The sequence below is a fragment of the Pseudomonas sp. genome (genome assembly GCF_017744435.1).
Classification (GTDB): Bacteria; Pseudomonadota; Gammaproteobacteria; order Pseudomonadales; family Pseudomonadaceae; genus Aquipseudomonas.
Genome location: NZ_JAGIBG010000014.1, coordinates 31,010 through 44,973, shown reverse-complemented (window position 1 = coordinate 44,973; position 13,964 = coordinate 31,010). Strand labels below are relative to the sequence as shown.

Sequence of the window (13,964 nt, the reverse complement as noted above, 5' to 3'; positions counted from 1 at the left end):
CCCTGGGCATCAAGGATCCTGGCGCCATGTTCGACTTCCACCGCAAGTCTGATTTGATCGAGATTCAGCGCACCCGCAAGGCCCTGGCCGAGACCCAGGCCAAGCTTGCCGCGATCAGCCGCTGCATGGCCATGATCGAGTTCGCTCCCGACGGTACCATTCTCGACGCCAATGCCCAGTTCTGCCAGGCCATGGGTTACAGCGTCGACGAGCTGCGCGGCAAGCACCACCGTCTGTTCTGTGACCCAGGCTACGCCAAGACCGCCGAATACCAGCAACTGTGGCACGAACTGGGGCAGGGCAAGGCCATCAGCGGCACCTTCGAACGCGTCGACAAGGCAGGCCGCGAGGTCTGGCTGGAGGCCAGCTACATGCCGGTGCTCGACGAGCAACAGCAGGTCACCAGCGTGATCAAGGTGGCAGCCGATATAAGCCAGCGGGTGAAGGACGAACACGAGAGCGAAAGCCTGCTCAAGGCCATTGGCCGGTCCATGGCCGTGGTCGAGTTCACGCCGCAGGGGCGGGTGATCAAGGCCAACCAGAACTTCCTCGCGACCATGGGCTATCGCCTGGAAGAAGTGGTGGGGCGTCACCATGGGCTGTTCTGCCTGCCCCATGAACGCGAATCCGGCGCATACCGCGAGTTCTGGGCTTCACTCAATCGCGGCGAATATCACTCGCACCGCTTCGAGCGGGTCAACAAGCAGGGCCAGACGGTTTACCTGGAGGCCTCGTACAACCCGATCTTCGACAGCAAAGGGCGCTTGTACAAGGTGGTCAAGTTCGCCAGCGACATCACCGCGCAGGTCAGCACCCAACAGAGCGCCGCCGATGCCGCCCATGCCAGTTCGGTACAGACCGATGCCTGCGCGCGCAAGGGGACCGAGGTGGTGCAGCAAACTGTGGCGGTCATCGAGCAGATTTCCCAGGAGCTCAATGACGCCGCGCGCAGTATCGATGCGGTGAGCAAACAGTCGGATGTGATCGGGCAGATCGTGCTGACCATCCGCGGCATCGCCGACCAGACCAACCTGTTGGCCTTGAACGCAGCCATCGAGGCGGCCCGGGCCGGCGAGCATGGCCGCGGCTTTGCCGTGGTGGCCGATGAAGTGCGCAGCCTGGCCGCGCGTACCAGCAAGGCGACGCTGGAAATCGTCGATGTGGTGCGCCAGAACCACGACCTGTCGCTGACCGCCGTGGCCAGCATGCAGTCGAGCCTGACACGCACCGGGCACGGCGTTGCCCTGGCCAACGAGGCAGGCACGGTGATCATGGAAATCCAGCAGGGTTCCCGTCACGTGGTCGATGCCATCAGCCAGATCAACTCGACGCTGCAATTGCACTGAGGGTGTCGCCCAGTTCCCGCAGCAAGGCCTGCAGGCTTGCTTCCAGCTGCAGGTGCAGCGTGTCTGTCGGTAACCCCTGGGCATGGGCCTGTTCAATGGCTTCGCAATCCTTGACCACCCCGCGCACCCGCAGCATCTTGGCGCCCCCTTTGATGCGATGGGCGAGGGCGCGCAGCGCCTCGCGGTCGCTGGTGGCATCCAGGGCTTGCAGGGCGGCAAGGTCTTCGTGGGCACTTTGCGTCAGTTGTTCGAGCAGGCGCCTGGTCAGTAGCTGGTCATTCTGGGTCAGGTGGTGCAGCTCGTTCAGGTTGAAACCACTGTCTCTAGGTGCGGGTGCACGGACGGCGGCAGGCGCGGGAGGCAGGTGCGCCTTCAGTGCCTGCAGCCCGATGGGCTTGAACAGGCAGTCATCCATGCCGCTCTCCAGGCAGCGTTGACGCTCTTCGGCCTGGGCATTGGCGGTCACGCCCAGAATGTTGCAGGCGGGCAGCCCACGTTCTTGCTCGAGTTGCCGAACTCTGCGGGCCAACTCATGGCCGTCCATCAGCGGCATGCTGCAGTCTGTGATGACCAGGTCAAAGTCGTGTGCTTGCCACAGGGCCAGTGCCGATTCACCATTCTCGGCCAGCGTCACCTGGTGACCGAGGCTGTGCAGCTGTTTTTCCAGCAGCAGCAGGTTGGCAGGGTAGTCATCGACCACCAGGACATTCAGTGGTCCGCTTTCGACTTCATTGGCGACCGCGTTGTGCTCCACGGGTGCGGGTGGTGCACTCAGCGGCAGCGGCAACTGGACGAGCACACGGGTGCCGACGCCTTCCACGCTTTGCAGGTCCAGCCTGCCCCCCATCAGTTCGGTCAGGGTCCGGCTGATGACCAGGCCCAGGCCCGCGCCTTGGCTGGCCCGTGGGCCTGAGGCCTGGGTAAAGGTGTTGAACAGCCGGGCCTGATCCTGGACGGCAATGCCGATACCGGTGTCGGTCACGCTCAGCTCGACGCGCATGGTGTCGCCTGCGGTCGAGGGTGTGAAGGTGAGGCGGGCCTGTACGTCGCCACGATCGGTGAACTTGATGGCATTGCTCAACAGGTTGGAGAGGATCTGCTTGACCCGTAACGGGTCAGCAAGCACCCAGAGCGGACCGCCTGGCAGCTCGCCTTGCAGGTGCAAGCCCTTTATCCGCGCGTTACCTTCGAACACGCGCAGGGTGCTGCGCAGCAGTTCGACCAGGTCGGTGGCAACCGGCTGCAGGCTCATGTGCCCGGATTCGATGCGGGAAATATCAAGGATGTCGCCGATCAGCCCGAGCAGGCCGATGGCGGAATCGTGGGCCGTCTGCAGGGTCTGGGTGTCGCAGTGACCAGAACGGTTGTCTTCCAGCGCCAGCTCCAGCAGACCTATCACTGCATTCATGGGGGTACGGATCTCGTGGCTCATGGTCGCCAGGAACGCGCTTTTGGTCTTGCTGGCCTGTTCTGCTTCATCCTTGGCCTGGCGCAGTTGCTCCAGCAGCCCGCGGCTGAAGGCCAGTTGCGCCTGCAGCGCACGCTGCGCTTCGGTGCGCTGGTGGATCAGCTTGCGCAAGTAGCTGTTCCAGAACACCACGCCCGCCAGCAGCAGGGCTGACAGCACCAACACTTGCAGGGCCAGCGTGCGGTAGTTGCGCCAGGGGCTGTCGCTGACCAAGGTGCTGGTGCGCCTGCGGTTTATCAGCTGTTCCAGCTCTTCGGGAGGAATGCTCATCAGCGCCTTGTCGAGGATGGCCTGCAATTGCGGCAGGCCAGGGGCGACGGCAAAGGCGGCGACGGCCAGCTCGTCCCCCAGGACACCGGCGATACGCAGGCGCCCCTTGAAGACCTGGTTGATGTAGTACGAGGCATTGATATAGCTGCTGTAGGCCGCGTCGGCATCGCCGTTCGCCACTGCTTCCATCAGGCCAAGGGGGTTGTTCACCTTGACCAGTTTCGCCCGCGGGAAGCGCTGCAGTACTTCGGCGCGAAGGTGGGAGCCCTGCAGCAGGGCAATGCGTTGCCCGTCCAGGTTCCTGGCGTACAGCGGCGAGGGCGCCTGGTCACGCGTCACCAGCACCCTGGGGCTGACCAGGTAGGGACGGGTGTAGCGCAGCTGCGCTGCGCGCTCCGTGCCATAGCCCAGTGCCCCGATCATCTGTGCCTCGCCGCGTGCGACCTTTTCAACCATCTGTTGCACGTTGCCCTGCTCGATGAACCTGAACTGCAAACCGGTGCGCAGGGTGATCTGCTTGAGCAGGTCGACGGTGATACCACTGACATGCTGCTCGGTGTCGTTGAAGGTCAGCGGGGCCAGGGCCGTGTCGACCAGCACGTTGACCGTCGGATGCCGGGCTATCCAGTCCTTTTCTTCCTCCGTCAGTACCGACAGGTGACGTTCCAGCAACAGGCTGGTATTGCCACTGCTCCAGCGGCGCAGGATGTTCAGACGCTCGCTTTCGGTGATCCTGGCCATGGCGCTGTCGACCAGACGGCGCAGCCGCGGGTTGTCATTGGCGAAAGCGAAGGCAAAGGCGCCGGGCGGCACCTGGCAGAAATGATCGATCTTCACCATGCCCTGGTAACTTTTACCTATCAGGTAATCGGTACTGATGGCATCGCCCAGATAGGCGTCGGCCTCACCCAGTTCGACCGCCGCAAGGCCCGCCAGGGTCGAGCGGTAGAGGCTCAGCTGTGCCTTGGGGTAGAGGGCGCGGACGGTTTCGCCCGGCAAGTAGTGGTCGACCATCGCCAGGCGCAAGCCGGCCAGGTCCTTGGCCTGTTTCAGGGGGGGAGCCTCGCGTGTCACGATCACCGGCAGGTCGTCGGCATAGGGCAGGCTGAGGCTGAGCTGGGCATCGGCAGCTTCGAAGCCATTGGAGCTGCCCAGCAGGTCGATGGTGCCGGAGCGCAATGCGGCGATCGCTTCATGACGGCTGGCAAAACGCCTGACTTCGATCGGTACGCCCAGCTGCTCGGCGATCAGCCCGGCATAGTCGGCGCTGAGGCCTTCGTAATCAGCCAGGCTGACGTTGATCTCGAAGGGTGGGTAATCCGGCCGCGAACTGCCCAGCAGCAACACGCCGCGTCGCTGTAGCCACTGGCGGTCGGCGTCATCCAGTTGCAGGGGTTGTGCAGCGCTGGTGGCGCGTGCCAGCAAATGCCTTGGTTCGCCCTCGGCAAGCGCCATGAACGGGTAGCAGAGCAGGGTGATGAACAGGGTCAGGCCGGCAAGGACAGGTTTCATGCTACCTGCACGCTCAGCTGACGTGGTTGCGTTTGGCCAGATCAACCATTTCCACCAGTGACTCGGTCTTGAGCTTTTCCATGATGCGGCCACGGTAGGTGCTGATGGTCTTGGCACTGAGGTTCATGCAGGCGCCGATGTTCTTGTTGTTTTCACCACGGCTCAGGCGCCGCAGCACTTCCATCTCGCGGTTGGACAGGCTGCCGAGGCGCTCTGGTTCGCTCTCCAGGGTATTGCTGTTCACCGACATCTGGGGGAAGGTGGAGTAGCCCTTGATCAGGGCCTTGAGGGCAAACACCACGGCCTCCAGGTCTTCGCCTTTGGTGACGAATGCACCGATGCCGGCATCCAGGCAGCGGCGCACGTAAAGGTCGGTGGCCTGCCCGGTCAGCACCATGATCTTGGGGGCCGGCTCCTGTTGTTGCAGGCGCTTGATGACTTCCATGCCATCCAGGCCGGGGAGCCCTATGTCCAGCAGCACTACATCCGGGCGCAATTCGCGCACCTTCTGTGCCACTTCACTGCCATTGTCGACTTCGCCGACGATGCGAAAGCGCTCACGCTCGAGCAGTATGCGCAAGGAAAAACGGACGATGGCATGATCATCAACGATCAGCACGGTTGTCATGTCACTTACTCCTGTCGGAATGTGGTCGGCTTCCTGAAGCAATCAGGAATTCGTCTGCAAGCTTTTTCTGCTGTGCGGCACGATACGACCATTCCGGATCCATGGTAATGGCGAGTATAGATGTGTTGAACAAGCGAGCCTGGTTTGTGGAAATTTCCTACAAGGCGGCCCTTACAGGCACCGTCAGAAGCGGCGGTGCCTGTGTTGGCGGAGGGTCAGGCGCAGGCCGGGTGAGGCTTGAGGACCCGTTGGGTCGAGGCGGGGTTGTTGCTCAAGGCCTGGCCCACCCGCGTCGGGCGGGCCAGCAACTGGCCGCCGCAATTCGGGCAACGCCCTTGCAGGCGGTGGTCAGCGCAGTTGCGGCAGAACGTGCATTCAAACGAGCAGATCAGGGCGTCAGGGCTATCACCCGGCAGATCGGCATCGCAGCATTCACAATTAGGGCGCAGCTCCAGCATGGGTATCCCTCCGGTGTGGTGGAATGCGCAGTCTGCTCCGCCCTTCGTCAGCTTGGCAATGCTAGTCGCCGGGGCGATAAAGGTGGGCGTGGCCGGCGCGGTACAGCGCCGACTCGGTGAACGGCGCATCGCCGAGCACATGGCCGACGAGAATCAGAGCGGTGCGCCGGAAACCCTTGCTGGCAACCTGCTCGACGATATCGGCCAGGGTGCTGCGCACCCAGTCCTGGTCTGGCCAGGTAGCACGATGAATCACTGCAACCGGGCAGTCGGGGCCGTAGTGCGGCAGCAGTTCTTCGACGATGCGCGGCAGGTGCTTGACCCCGAGATGAATGGCCAGGGTGCTGCCATGGCGGGCCAGATCACTGAGCTGCTCGCCTGCGGGCATCGGTGAGCTGTCACCGTAGCGGGTGAGGATGACCGTCTGCGCCACTTGCGGCAGGGTCAGTTCGCAGCCGAGCAGCGCCGCGCTGGCGGCGGTGGCGGTGACGCCGGGGATGATCTGGTAATCGATGCTCAGTTCGCGCAGGTGGCGGATCTGCTCGCCGATGGCGCCATACAGGCTGGGGTCGCCACTGTGCACCCTGGCCACGTCCTGGCCATTGGCATGTGCGGCGCGGATGGCGTCGATGATTTGCTCGAGGTGCAGCTCGGCACTGTTGATGACCGTCTCGGCCTGATGCCCTTCGAGCACCGCCGCGGGTACCAGCGAGCCGGCATAGATGATCACCGGGCACTGACGGATCAGGCGTTGGCCCTTGACCGTGATCAGTTCCGGGTCGCCGGGGCCGGCGCCGATGAAGTAGACCGTCATGGCAGATCCTTGATTTGATGAAAGAAGCGATTATCCGGCGCAGGCCAGTGCCAGGGTAGCGGGGCCGAGCACCTGGCGAGCCACCCTGAGTGTGGCGCTGGCGTGACTGAGGCTGGCCAGGGCCAGCGCCGTGCTCTCGGCGACGCCCCAGCAGCCGCTGTGGGTGTAGGCGACTGCGGAGCGGTGGCTGAGCTGTGGCTCGTACACGTGCAACTGCTCGGCAGCGAAAACCACCAGTGGCAGGGCGTGACGTGCGGCGAGTTGTTGCAACCCTGGCTCGTCGGCCTTGCCAGCAATGCTGGCAAAGCCGCGAAGTGCTGTGGCGGTCAGGCCGTGACGCTGCAGCACTTCATGCAGCAAGGCGTCGAGGACGTCCACCGGGCAACCCCGACGGCAGCCGAAGCCGGCGTACAGCGCCGGCAATGGCTGGTCGATGGCCATCAGGCGTGGCTGGAGCGGCGATACAGCCAGGCGCTGAGCAGGCCCAGGGCCACCCAGAAGGCCGCGTTGGTCAGCCAGGAGGCGATCTTGAACTGAGCCTCCAGGGCTTGCGGGGCCAGGCTTTCATGGACTTCCGGCTGCGGAGCGCCGATCACGTGCGGCACCACCAGCAAGACGGCGCCCAGTGCCTTGAGCACGCCATGGCGTGCGAACACCAACAGGGCCAGGCCCAGAGCGGTCGCGGCTGCGGTACCGATCCACCAGCTCTGGCGCTGACCGAGGTCGGCGGCGGCAGTGCCTGGCAGTTCCGGCGGCAAGCCCAGGGTCGGGGCCAGGCAGAACACGGCAAACCCGGCCAACCCCCACAGCGCGCCCGTGCTGGTACGGCCTGGTTCACGCAGGCTGTACAGGGCGGCGAGGATCAGGGCGAAGCCGACGGCAACCACCAGATTGCCGCCGGTGGTCGACAGGATGCGCTGCCAGCCATCTTCTGGCGACCAGGCTTCCTCGCTGTGGGTGTGGCCAGCGCTGGCCTCTTCGCCGTGGGTGTGGTGCTCGGCCACGGGGGCGGCCGATTCATAGGTTTCCGCCTCGAGGATCAGCGGTGCGACCCAGAAGCTTTGCAGCAGGGTCAGCAACAGGGCGGCGAGCAGGCCGCTGAACCCGGCAGTGCGGGCGATACGCTTGATCATGGCAGCCTCAGTGGCAAGGGAAGGCGGCGCTGTGGCGGGTGTCGTGCGCGGCGTTGTGCACGGCCTCGATGTGCGAGAACCCGGCAAAGTAGACCAGGCACAGGCCGAGCAGGCTGGCACCGACGGCGATGACCACACGCTGGCTGAGGGTGACGGGGGTGGTGATGCTGTGTTTGGCGCTGGTGATGGGCATGACGCGATCCTCTGCTTTGCTTTTGCTTTTTAGAAGGCAATGGGGACAAGCGCGGCAGCCCCGGGCACGGGGCGCCCGAGGGAATGCGACAGCGCCCGCCCACCGCGGGGTGTTCATGAACGCCAGGCCGGTCTCCGGGCTTGCGAGGAGGAGCAGGGCTCCTTGAAAAGCATCACCTTCCCATGCCGGACTGCGTGGCACAGTGGTCTGGACGCTTCGCTCGCTTACCGTTGCGGGGGCAGCACCGGATTTGCCCGACCCTGGCAAGGGCCTGCGACGCACCGATTTCCCGTTTCACCCCCGATGGGGGCACCTGACGCAAGGCGTAAGGAGAGCACGCGGCGAAGGTGGCGTCAAATGCAATGGCATTGAACCGGGGGGTAGGGGGCTTCATGAAACAAGATCAGTGGTTGGCGCCCGGCCCGAACCTCCCTTTTTTGCACAGTCCAACGTAAGCAAGGCCTTGCTTCGCCTGGCCGGAGGTACGCACATGAAACGCAAGACTGCATGGGTTGTCGTGTTGTCAGGGTTGTTGTTGCTCAGTGGCTGCTGGCCTTACTGGCACGACGGGGATCACCACCACCGCCATTACTACGATGAAGATCGTGGAGGTCACCAGGACTATCGTCGTTACTGATGCAAGGCAGCATTGACTTCTATCCCTTCCGCTTGCGGCCAGGCCTGTGCCACGCAACTGTAAAGAAATGGAAAAGCTCGCCCAGGCTGGCCGGTCTGGAAATTACACTTGCAGCGCTGTCCGTTTTGCCTTTTGGAGCGTTGTAATGAAGTTGAAGCATGTATTGCGTGCCGCCGTGGTGGCTGCACTGGTATCCACGCTGGCAGGTTGCTGGATGTTCATGCCGCCAGGTGGCGGTGGTGGGCATGGTGGTGGGCATGGCGGCCCAGGCATGATGGGCGGTGGACACGGTGGCGGACCACGCTGACAGTATTGAACAGACGGCTGTTCGCTCAGTTGCCAAGGGCGGGGCGTAGAGCACGGCAGCCGTCATGCTTCATCGAGCAACCGCCCAGGATTGAAAAAGAACGATGCAATCATCACCGCGCTGATCACACCCGACGCGTCCGCGACCAGCAACAGGAATTCGCTGCCAGCCCCCAGCAACGCCTGTTGGCTGATGGCGAAGCTCGCCCCATGGGGAAACGCGGCGATGCCCAGCAAGGCCACCGCCAAGGCGGCTGACAGCAGTTTGCTGTAGGTCTTGCCGAACGCCAGCGTGTAGGCCCAGAACACAAAGATGCTGAACACGGCAAGGCCTGTGGAAATCATGAACTGGGCGAGTACTTCCAGCCACCACACCATGGGTCTCTCCTGAACGTTGCACCTGGTCGATACGCATGAGAATCATGGCTGATTGAAATCGTTCCACTCGGCTAAAGAAATAATGCGAAAGCCGGAGAGTTGCCAGTAATGGGCCATTGCCCATATAGCAAACAAGCATATTGTGCTGTGCACTTTGCGCAGTACCATAGGCACACGAAAACCAAAAAAGGGCGTTGGGTTTGGCCACTCTTTTCTAAGTTCTCGATGGGGCAGCAGGAGCGTGTCGCGTGAAGAGCTCAAGATCGGTCGCAGGTGCAATACTGTTAACCACTTTCGCCACGCTGTTGATGGTCGGGTGCGCACAGAATCGGGATGTGCGGGATGGCCATGATTATACGTCCGGCACTACCGATAGAAGCACGCCCGCTTATCTGGGGTGTGTCAAAGGCGAACTTCAAGGTAACGTGAAAACCTATGAAGTCGATGGCGACAACTCAGTGAAACTGTACGTCGAAAGTACCGACCCCACCCAGGCTGAAGGTTTGGTAGAACTGCACGGCACGGGAACCCAGCGTCAGTTCACGGCCTACCAGCGCGACGCCTGGTATGACCATGGCAGGCTGCTCGATGCGGCATTGATGTGTAAAAAAGCCTGAACCGTTGATCCGCAAGAGCAAAAAGCCCGCACATGAGAGCGGGCTTTTTGCGATGGGTGCTGATCCATCAGCGTGGTGCATTCTAGGGGATAGCGCCGTCTTGCCCATACGACGGAAGTCTTGCGCGGTCGCAATCAAGCCTGTGCACGACCTTGGTGGATTACCCCTGCGGCTCGATCCCGGCTAGAATAGCCCACGTTCCAGCCAGGTTAATCGCAAATGCCAACCGTTCGTATCCTATTCTGCGCCGCACTCGCTGCGAGTCTCGTTGCGTGCGCCAACCCAGGCAAACCCACTGCCAGCAAGCTCACTGCAAAATCCCCGGACGTGTACGCCGCCTGCGTACTGCCAAAGTGGCAGGCACTGTCCCCGCAGACCACGCAAAAGTCCATCAGCCATGGTTATCGGCTGACCGCACCGAGCGCCGTGACGTCGGACGAGGTGCTGGAAGTTGTCGAGTATCACGACGGCAGCCGGGCAACTTTCTATAAGGGCAGCTTCCTGTCGAGCGACAAGCTGCGCCTGGCCGCCAGAGAGTGCCTCGATTGACCGGCTGCCGGTTGCATCAATAGCCTGATCCTCCCATTCCGCCCATGCTGGGCAATGCCTGCCGGGACTTCTGCTGGGCATTGCTCCATTCGGCGCAGGTCATGAAGCTGGTCTTGTCGACCTTCCCGGCCTGATCGAAGCTGACCATGTAAGGCTGTTGCTTCTGCCCCGGTTTGGTCAGCATGTAGTCAAAGCACGTTCCAGGCACTACCGTGCGGTCGGACTGGGCGCCCGGTTTGCCGCCTATCTGCAGCACTTGCTCTTTGCTCATGCCGTTATCGACTTTGGCTACCAACGGCTGGTCATGGTAAGTGGATGAGTTAGTCGAACAGCCCGCGAGCGCCGACAACGTCAGTATCAGCGCACAAGTTGATTTGTTCATGGCAGTGCTCCCGTCAGAGAACGCCGTTACGGAACAGCATCAATCCAGTCGGCTATTCATCATACGCTTGTATTGCTTGACCCGACGCAACGTGCACCACTGCTCCAACAGCAGGGCGCGCAGGGGTGAGGCCTTGGCCTTGGGTTTGCTGCCGGCGGCGAGCCGCCGCATCTGCAACTTCACCAGCGCCATGTAGGCCAGGGCGGCAAATGCCTTGCGCTTCCAGCGGATCGGCGGCAACTCGGCCAGGGCCTTGGTTTCGCCGGCTTGCCAGCGTCGGGGCAGGTTGGGGTCGACTGCCAGTGCAGTGGCGATGCCAGCCATGGCCACACCGCTGGCGAGCACCTGTTCGACCACCGGCAGGCGACGGATGCCACCGGTGACCATCACTGGCATGCGGGCAATCGCGGCAATCTCGCGGGCGAATTCGAGGAAGTAGGCCTCCCGCGCCAAGGTCCGGCCATCCCGGGCATCGCCTTGCATGGCCGGTGCTTCGTAGCTGCCGCCAGACAGCTCCACCAGGTCCACCGGCAGTTCGTTCAGCCACAGCACGACCTGGCGCGCATCTGCAGGCTCGAAGCCGCCGCGCTGGAAGTCGGCCGAGTTGAGCTTGACTGCCACGCTGAAGCCGGGAGTCACCACCTCGCGCACCGCCTTGACCACTTCGAGCAACAGCCGCGCACGGTTTTCCAGGCTGCCGCCCCAGCGGTCCTGGCGTCGGTTGGTCAGCGGCGAGAGGAACTGGCTGAGCAGGTAGCCGTGGGCGGCGTGGATCTGTACGCCGCTGAAGCCGGCTTGTTCGGCCAGTGCCGCAGTGCGGGCGAAGCGCTGGATCAACGCGCTAATTTCGCTTTCGTCCAGGGGCTTGGGCTGCGGGAACAGTTTCGACAAGCCACCCATGTCCAGCGCCACTGCCGAGGGTGCCACGGTCGGCTGGCCAAGGTTGGCCTGCATCTGCCGCCCGGGGTGGTTGATCTGCATCCAGAACTGCGCGCCCTGGGCGCGGCCGGCTGCGGCCCATTGCCGAAACCGTTGCAACGGCTGGCTGTCATCGAGCATCACGCCTCCTGGGCCGGTCATGGCGCTGGGGTCGACCATCACGTTACCGGTCAGCAGCAAACCGGCGCCGCCTTCGGCCCAGGCCTGATACAGGCGCAGCAACCGATCGGAAGGGGTCTGGTCCTGATTGGCGAGGTTTTCTTCCATGGCCGCCTTGGCAATGCGATTGGGGATGACACTGCCATTGGGCAGGTGCAGGGGCTGGAACGGGGTCATGTGGTGTTCTCCAAGGTAGCGCCGGGCGTCGGGCGGGTTGGGTTTTGGAGAAGGCTAAGGTTAAAGTAAACCTTAAGGTCAACAGAGAATTTCACCCAGCATGAAAATTGGCGAACTGGCCCGACGCACGGGCCTCAGCGCATCGCGCATCCGTTTCTATGAAGCCAGCGGGCTGATCGAGGCCCGGCGTTTGGGTAACGGTTATCGGGATTACCCGGAGCAGGTGGTGAGGTCGCTGGAAATCATCACCTGCGGGCAGCAGGCGGGGTTCAGCCTTGAGGAAATGCGCAAACTGACCAGCGCAGCGGGTGACGGCGCGGCGCGGCACGATCTGCTGCTGGCAAGCCTCAAGCGCAAGGTGGCCGAGATCGAAGCGATGCAGCTGCGCCTGGCGCAGAACCGCGCGCAATTGCTGGCGGTGATTGCCGGCATGGAGAGCAAGCCTCAGGGCATGGATTGCGACGAAAATGCCCAGCGTCTGATGGCCGGGTGGCAGGAAGGCGAGGCCGGCAAGGCGCATCGTTGATGATCGGGTTTTCCGCGAGAGCCGGCTTTGCGGCCCTCACGCATGGCGGGCAAGGTAGCTGACTACCTGACGTCCTTTGCCATGTTCATGTTTCGGCACTGTACTTCGGCATCCGTCTTGCTCGGGTAACTGGGCTTGAGCCGCTCCTTTTCCTGATTGTCGTAGATATCGAAACCACCGCATACGGTCGCCGCGTAGTAACGGGTGCCGATGCGGAACGACTGCTTTTCGATGGGCACAGCCGGAACGATAACGAATCTTGGTTGCATGTTTCGTGCCTCCCCAGGCAGAGACCTAAGTATTAGTCGGGCCTTTGTTAACCATCAAGGCGGCTCATGAAGAAAAGATTGCAGCCCCAGGGCCGACGTCTGTCATCAAATGAAAACCCACTGTCGCCCGATGCGAAGCACCCCGGCACCCCGAGCGCTTACATTCCAGTCACCCAGAACTGACGCCCTGCGTCCAGATCGATGATTGGAGTGACAAGCATGTCCAAAGTCGTACGTTTCCATCAGACCGGTGGCCCCGAAGTGCTGCGCTACGAGGACGCCGAGGTCGGCGATCCCGGCCCGGGGCAGGTACGCCTGCGTCAGGTGGCGGTTGGCCTGAACTATGCCGACACCTATTTCCGCAATGGCACCTACCCGATCCCGCTGCCCAACGGCATCGGCGTAGAAGCCTCCGGCGTGGTGCAGGCGGTAGGCGAAGGCGTGACCCAGGTGGCGGTGGGTGACCGGGTGACCTACACCGGCTTTCTCAACACCCTCGGCGCGTATTGCACCGAGCGATTGATTCCCGCTGCGGCGCTGATCAAGCTGCCTGAAACCATTGCCTTCGAAACCGCCGCCGCCATGACCATGCGCGGCCTGACGGCGGCCTACCTGATGCGCCGGCTGTACGCCTTCAAACCCGGCGACACCGTGCTGCTGCATGCCGCGGCGGGTGGTGTCGGCCTGATCGTCGCGCAGTGGGCGCGGCTGCTGGGGTTGAACGTGATCGGTACGGTGTCCACCGAGGCCAAGGCCGAGGTCGCCCGCGCCCATGGCTGCAACCAGATCATCAACTACAGCGTCGAGGATGTGGCCAGCCGCGTGCGTGAGCTCACCGATGGCGTCGGCGTCAACGTGGTGTTCGACAGCGTTGGCAAGAACACCTTCATGGGCTCGCTCGATTCGCTCAAGCGCCGTGGCCTGATGGTCTGCGTCGGTACCGCCTCCGGCACCATCCCGCCGTTCGACCCACAGTTGCTGGCAATCAAGGGTTCGCTGCAGCTGACCCGCCCGGCACTGGCCGACTTCATTGCCGACCCTGCAGAAAAGGCCGACCTGGCCGGCGAACTGTTCGACCACGTCAGCAGCGGCCGCATCCGCATCGAAATCAACCAGCACTATGCCCTGCAGGACGCCGTCCAGGCCCATCGCGACCTGGAAGCACGCAGGACCACCGGCTCGTCGATCTTTGTCATCTGAAGA

At 62.8% G+C, this 13,964-nt stretch carries 17 protein-coding genes and 1 riboswitch; of the genes, 6 read left to right on the top strand and 11 right to left on the bottom strand.

Translation table 11 applies throughout. From position 1 onward, the window contains the following. Positions 1 to 26: 26 nt before the first annotated feature. Positions 27 to 1,346, top strand: coding sequence for a PAS domain-containing methyl-accepting chemotaxis protein (locus tag J7573_RS11780; RefSeq protein ID WP_294334864.1), 1,320 nt, complete (start codon positions 27 to 29; stop codon positions 1,344 to 1,346). Here J7573_RS11780 and J7573_RS11775 read toward each other — a convergent pair. The 7 genes from J7573_RS11775 to J7573_RS11745 form a co-directional block, all read right to left on the bottom strand. Next, entirely contained in the window at positions 1,321 to 4,596 is a 3,276-nt protein-coding gene (locus tag J7573_RS11775) for a transporter substrate-binding domain-containing protein (protein ID WP_294334862.1), read from the bottom strand. The genes J7573_RS11780 and J7573_RS11775 overlap by 26 nt on opposite strands. A gap of 13 nt (positions 4,597 to 4,609) precedes the next feature. Continuing rightward, positions 4,610 to 5,224: a response regulator transcription factor gene (locus J7573_RS11770; protein WP_294334860.1), complete on the bottom strand. Its 615-nt coding sequence runs from the start codon at positions 5,222 to 5,224 to the stop codon at positions 4,610 to 4,612. A 215-nt stretch (positions 5,225 to 5,439) separates the two neighbouring features. Then, positions 5,440 to 5,682 carry a DUF1272 domain-containing protein gene (locus tag J7573_RS11765; protein WP_294334859.1) on the bottom strand — a complete coding sequence of 81 codons (243 nt, stop codon included), beginning with the start codon at positions 5,680 to 5,682 and terminating at the stop codon, positions 5,440 to 5,442. 61 nt (positions 5,683 to 5,743) lie between these two features. Further along, a complete protein-coding gene (gene cobM, locus J7573_RS11760) occupies positions 5,744 to 6,496 on the bottom strand; it encodes a precorrin-4 C(11)-methyltransferase (RefSeq protein ID WP_294334857.1) in 753 nt (250 codons plus the stop codon). Positions 6,497 to 6,526: 30 nt separating this feature from the next. Next, entirely contained in the window at positions 6,527 to 6,919 is a 393-nt protein-coding gene (locus J7573_RS11755; RefSeq protein WP_294334989.1) for a cobalamin biosynthesis protein, read from the bottom strand. 17 nt (positions 6,920 to 6,936) lie between these two features. Next, positions 6,937 to 7,629, bottom strand: a complete 693-nt coding sequence (locus tag J7573_RS11750; protein WP_294334855.1) for a CbtA family protein — start codon at positions 7,627 to 7,629, stop codon at positions 6,937 to 6,939. Between the two features lie 7 nt (positions 7,630 to 7,636). Continuing rightward, a complete protein-coding gene (locus J7573_RS11745; RefSeq protein ID WP_294334853.1) occupies positions 7,637 to 7,822 on the bottom strand; it encodes a CbtB domain-containing protein in 186 nt (61 codons plus the stop codon). Positions 7,823 to 7,929: 107 nt separating this feature from the next. Then, a riboswitch (cobalamin riboswitch) is annotated at positions 7,930 to 8,154 on the bottom strand. 450 nt (positions 8,155 to 8,604) lie between these two features. Between J7573_RS11745 and J7573_RS11740 the strand changes: the two genes are divergently transcribed. Then, positions 8,605 to 8,766: a hypothetical protein gene (locus J7573_RS11740; RefSeq protein ID WP_178120111.1), complete on the top strand. Its 162-nt coding sequence runs from the start codon at positions 8,605 to 8,607 to the stop codon at positions 8,764 to 8,766. A gap of 62 nt (positions 8,767 to 8,828) precedes the next feature. Here the strand turns inward: J7573_RS11740 and J7573_RS11735 are convergent, their stop codons facing one another. Beyond that, positions 8,829 to 9,143: a hypothetical protein gene (locus tag J7573_RS11735; protein ID WP_294334849.1), complete on the bottom strand. Its 315-nt coding sequence runs from the start codon at positions 9,141 to 9,143 to the stop codon at positions 8,829 to 8,831. 248 nt (positions 9,144 to 9,391) lie between these two features. Between J7573_RS11735 and J7573_RS11730 the strand changes: the two genes are divergently transcribed. After that, positions 9,392 to 9,760: a hypothetical protein gene (locus tag J7573_RS11730; RefSeq protein WP_294334847.1), complete on the top strand. Its 369-nt coding sequence runs from the start codon at positions 9,392 to 9,394 to the stop codon at positions 9,758 to 9,760. A gap of 219 nt (positions 9,761 to 9,979) precedes the next feature. After that, entirely contained in the window at positions 9,980 to 10,309 is a 330-nt protein-coding gene (locus J7573_RS11725) for a hypothetical protein (RefSeq protein WP_294334846.1), read from the top strand. A 16-nt stretch (positions 10,310 to 10,325) separates the two neighbouring features. Here the strand turns inward: J7573_RS11725 and osmE are convergent, their stop codons facing one another. Next, positions 10,326 to 10,691, bottom strand: a complete 366-nt coding sequence (gene osmE / locus J7573_RS11720; protein ID WP_294334845.1) for an osmotically-inducible lipoprotein OsmE — start codon at positions 10,689 to 10,691, stop codon at positions 10,326 to 10,328. A gap of 39 nt (positions 10,692 to 10,730) precedes the next feature. Further along, a complete protein-coding gene (locus J7573_RS11715; RefSeq protein ID WP_294334843.1) occupies positions 10,731 to 11,966 on the bottom strand; it encodes an NADH:flavin oxidoreductase/NADH oxidase family protein in 1,236 nt (411 codons plus the stop codon). 100 nt (positions 11,967 to 12,066) lie between these two features. Here J7573_RS11715 and J7573_RS11710 point away from each other — a divergent pair, with 100 nt between their 5' ends. Then, complete coding sequence (locus J7573_RS11710; protein WP_294334842.1) at positions 12,067 to 12,492, top strand: MerR family transcriptional regulator; 426 nt, start codon at positions 12,067 to 12,069, stop codon at positions 12,490 to 12,492. 62 nt (positions 12,493 to 12,554) lie between these two features. Here J7573_RS11710 and J7573_RS11705 read toward each other — a convergent pair whose 3' ends face one another. Next, on the bottom strand, positions 12,555 to 12,761 hold the full coding sequence (locus J7573_RS11705) for a hypothetical protein (protein ID WP_294334840.1): 207 nt from the start codon (positions 12,759 to 12,761) through the stop codon (positions 12,555 to 12,557). 219 nt (positions 12,762 to 12,980) lie between these two features. On the opposite strand from J7573_RS11705, the gene J7573_RS11700 reads away from it, so the two are divergent. Next, positions 12,981 to 13,961, top strand: coding sequence for a quinone oxidoreductase (locus J7573_RS11700; RefSeq protein WP_294334838.1), 981 nt, complete (start codon positions 12,981 to 12,983; stop codon positions 13,959 to 13,961). Positions 13,962 to 13,964 lie beyond the last annotated feature (3 nt).

What these genes read in the sequence shown, in the direction of transcription:
- J7573_RS11780 (WP_294334864.1), top strand. Translation starts at nt 27, where the DNA reads ATGTTCGACTTCCACCGCAAGTCTGATTTGATCGAGATTCAGCGCACC.
- J7573_RS11775 (WP_294334862.1), bottom strand. Translation starts at nt 4,596, where the DNA reads ATGAAACCTGTCCTTGCCGGCCTGACCCTGTTCATCACCCTGCTCTGC.
- J7573_RS11770 (WP_294334860.1), bottom strand. Translation starts at nt 5,224, where the DNA reads ATGACAACCGTGCTGATCGTTGATGATCATGCCATCGTCCGTTTTTCC.
- J7573_RS11765 (WP_294334859.1), bottom strand. Translation starts at nt 5,682, where the DNA reads ATGCTGGAGCTGCGCCCTAATTGTGAATGCTGCGATGCCGATCTGCCG.
- cobM (WP_294334857.1), bottom strand. Translation starts at nt 6,496, where the DNA reads ATGACGGTCTACTTCATCGGCGCCGGCCCCGGCGACCCGGAACTGATC.
- J7573_RS11750 (WP_294334855.1), bottom strand. Translation starts at nt 7,629, where the DNA reads ATGATCAAGCGTATCGCCCGCACTGCCGGGTTCAGCGGCCTGCTCGCC.
- J7573_RS11745 (WP_294334853.1), bottom strand. Translation starts at nt 7,822, where the DNA reads ATGCCCATCACCAGCGCCAAACACAGCATCACCACCCCCGTCACCCTC.
- J7573_RS11740 (WP_178120111.1), top strand. Translation starts at nt 8,605, where the DNA reads ATGAAGTTGAAGCATGTATTGCGTGCCGCCGTGGTGGCTGCACTGGTA.
- J7573_RS11735 (WP_294334849.1), bottom strand. Translation starts at nt 9,143, where the DNA reads ATGGTGTGGTGGCTGGAAGTACTCGCCCAGTTCATGATTTCCACAGGC.
- J7573_RS11725 (WP_294334846.1), top strand. Translation starts at nt 9,980, where the DNA reads ATGCCAACCGTTCGTATCCTATTCTGCGCCGCACTCGCTGCGAGTCTC.
- osmE (WP_294334845.1), bottom strand. Translation starts at nt 10,691, where the DNA reads ATGAACAAATCAACTTGTGCGCTGATACTGACGTTGTCGGCGCTCGCG.
- J7573_RS11715 (WP_294334843.1), bottom strand. Translation starts at nt 11,966, where the DNA reads ATGACCCCGTTCCAGCCCCTGCACCTGCCCAATGGCAGTGTCATCCCC.
- J7573_RS11710 (WP_294334842.1), top strand. Translation starts at nt 12,067, where the DNA reads ATGAAAATTGGCGAACTGGCCCGACGCACGGGCCTCAGCGCATCGCGC.
- J7573_RS11705 (WP_294334840.1), bottom strand. Translation starts at nt 12,761, where the DNA reads ATGCAACCAAGATTCGTTATCGTTCCGGCTGTGCCCATCGAAAAGCAG.
- J7573_RS11700 (WP_294334838.1), top strand. Translation starts at nt 12,981, where the DNA reads ATGTCCAAAGTCGTACGTTTCCATCAGACCGGTGGCCCCGAAGTGCTG.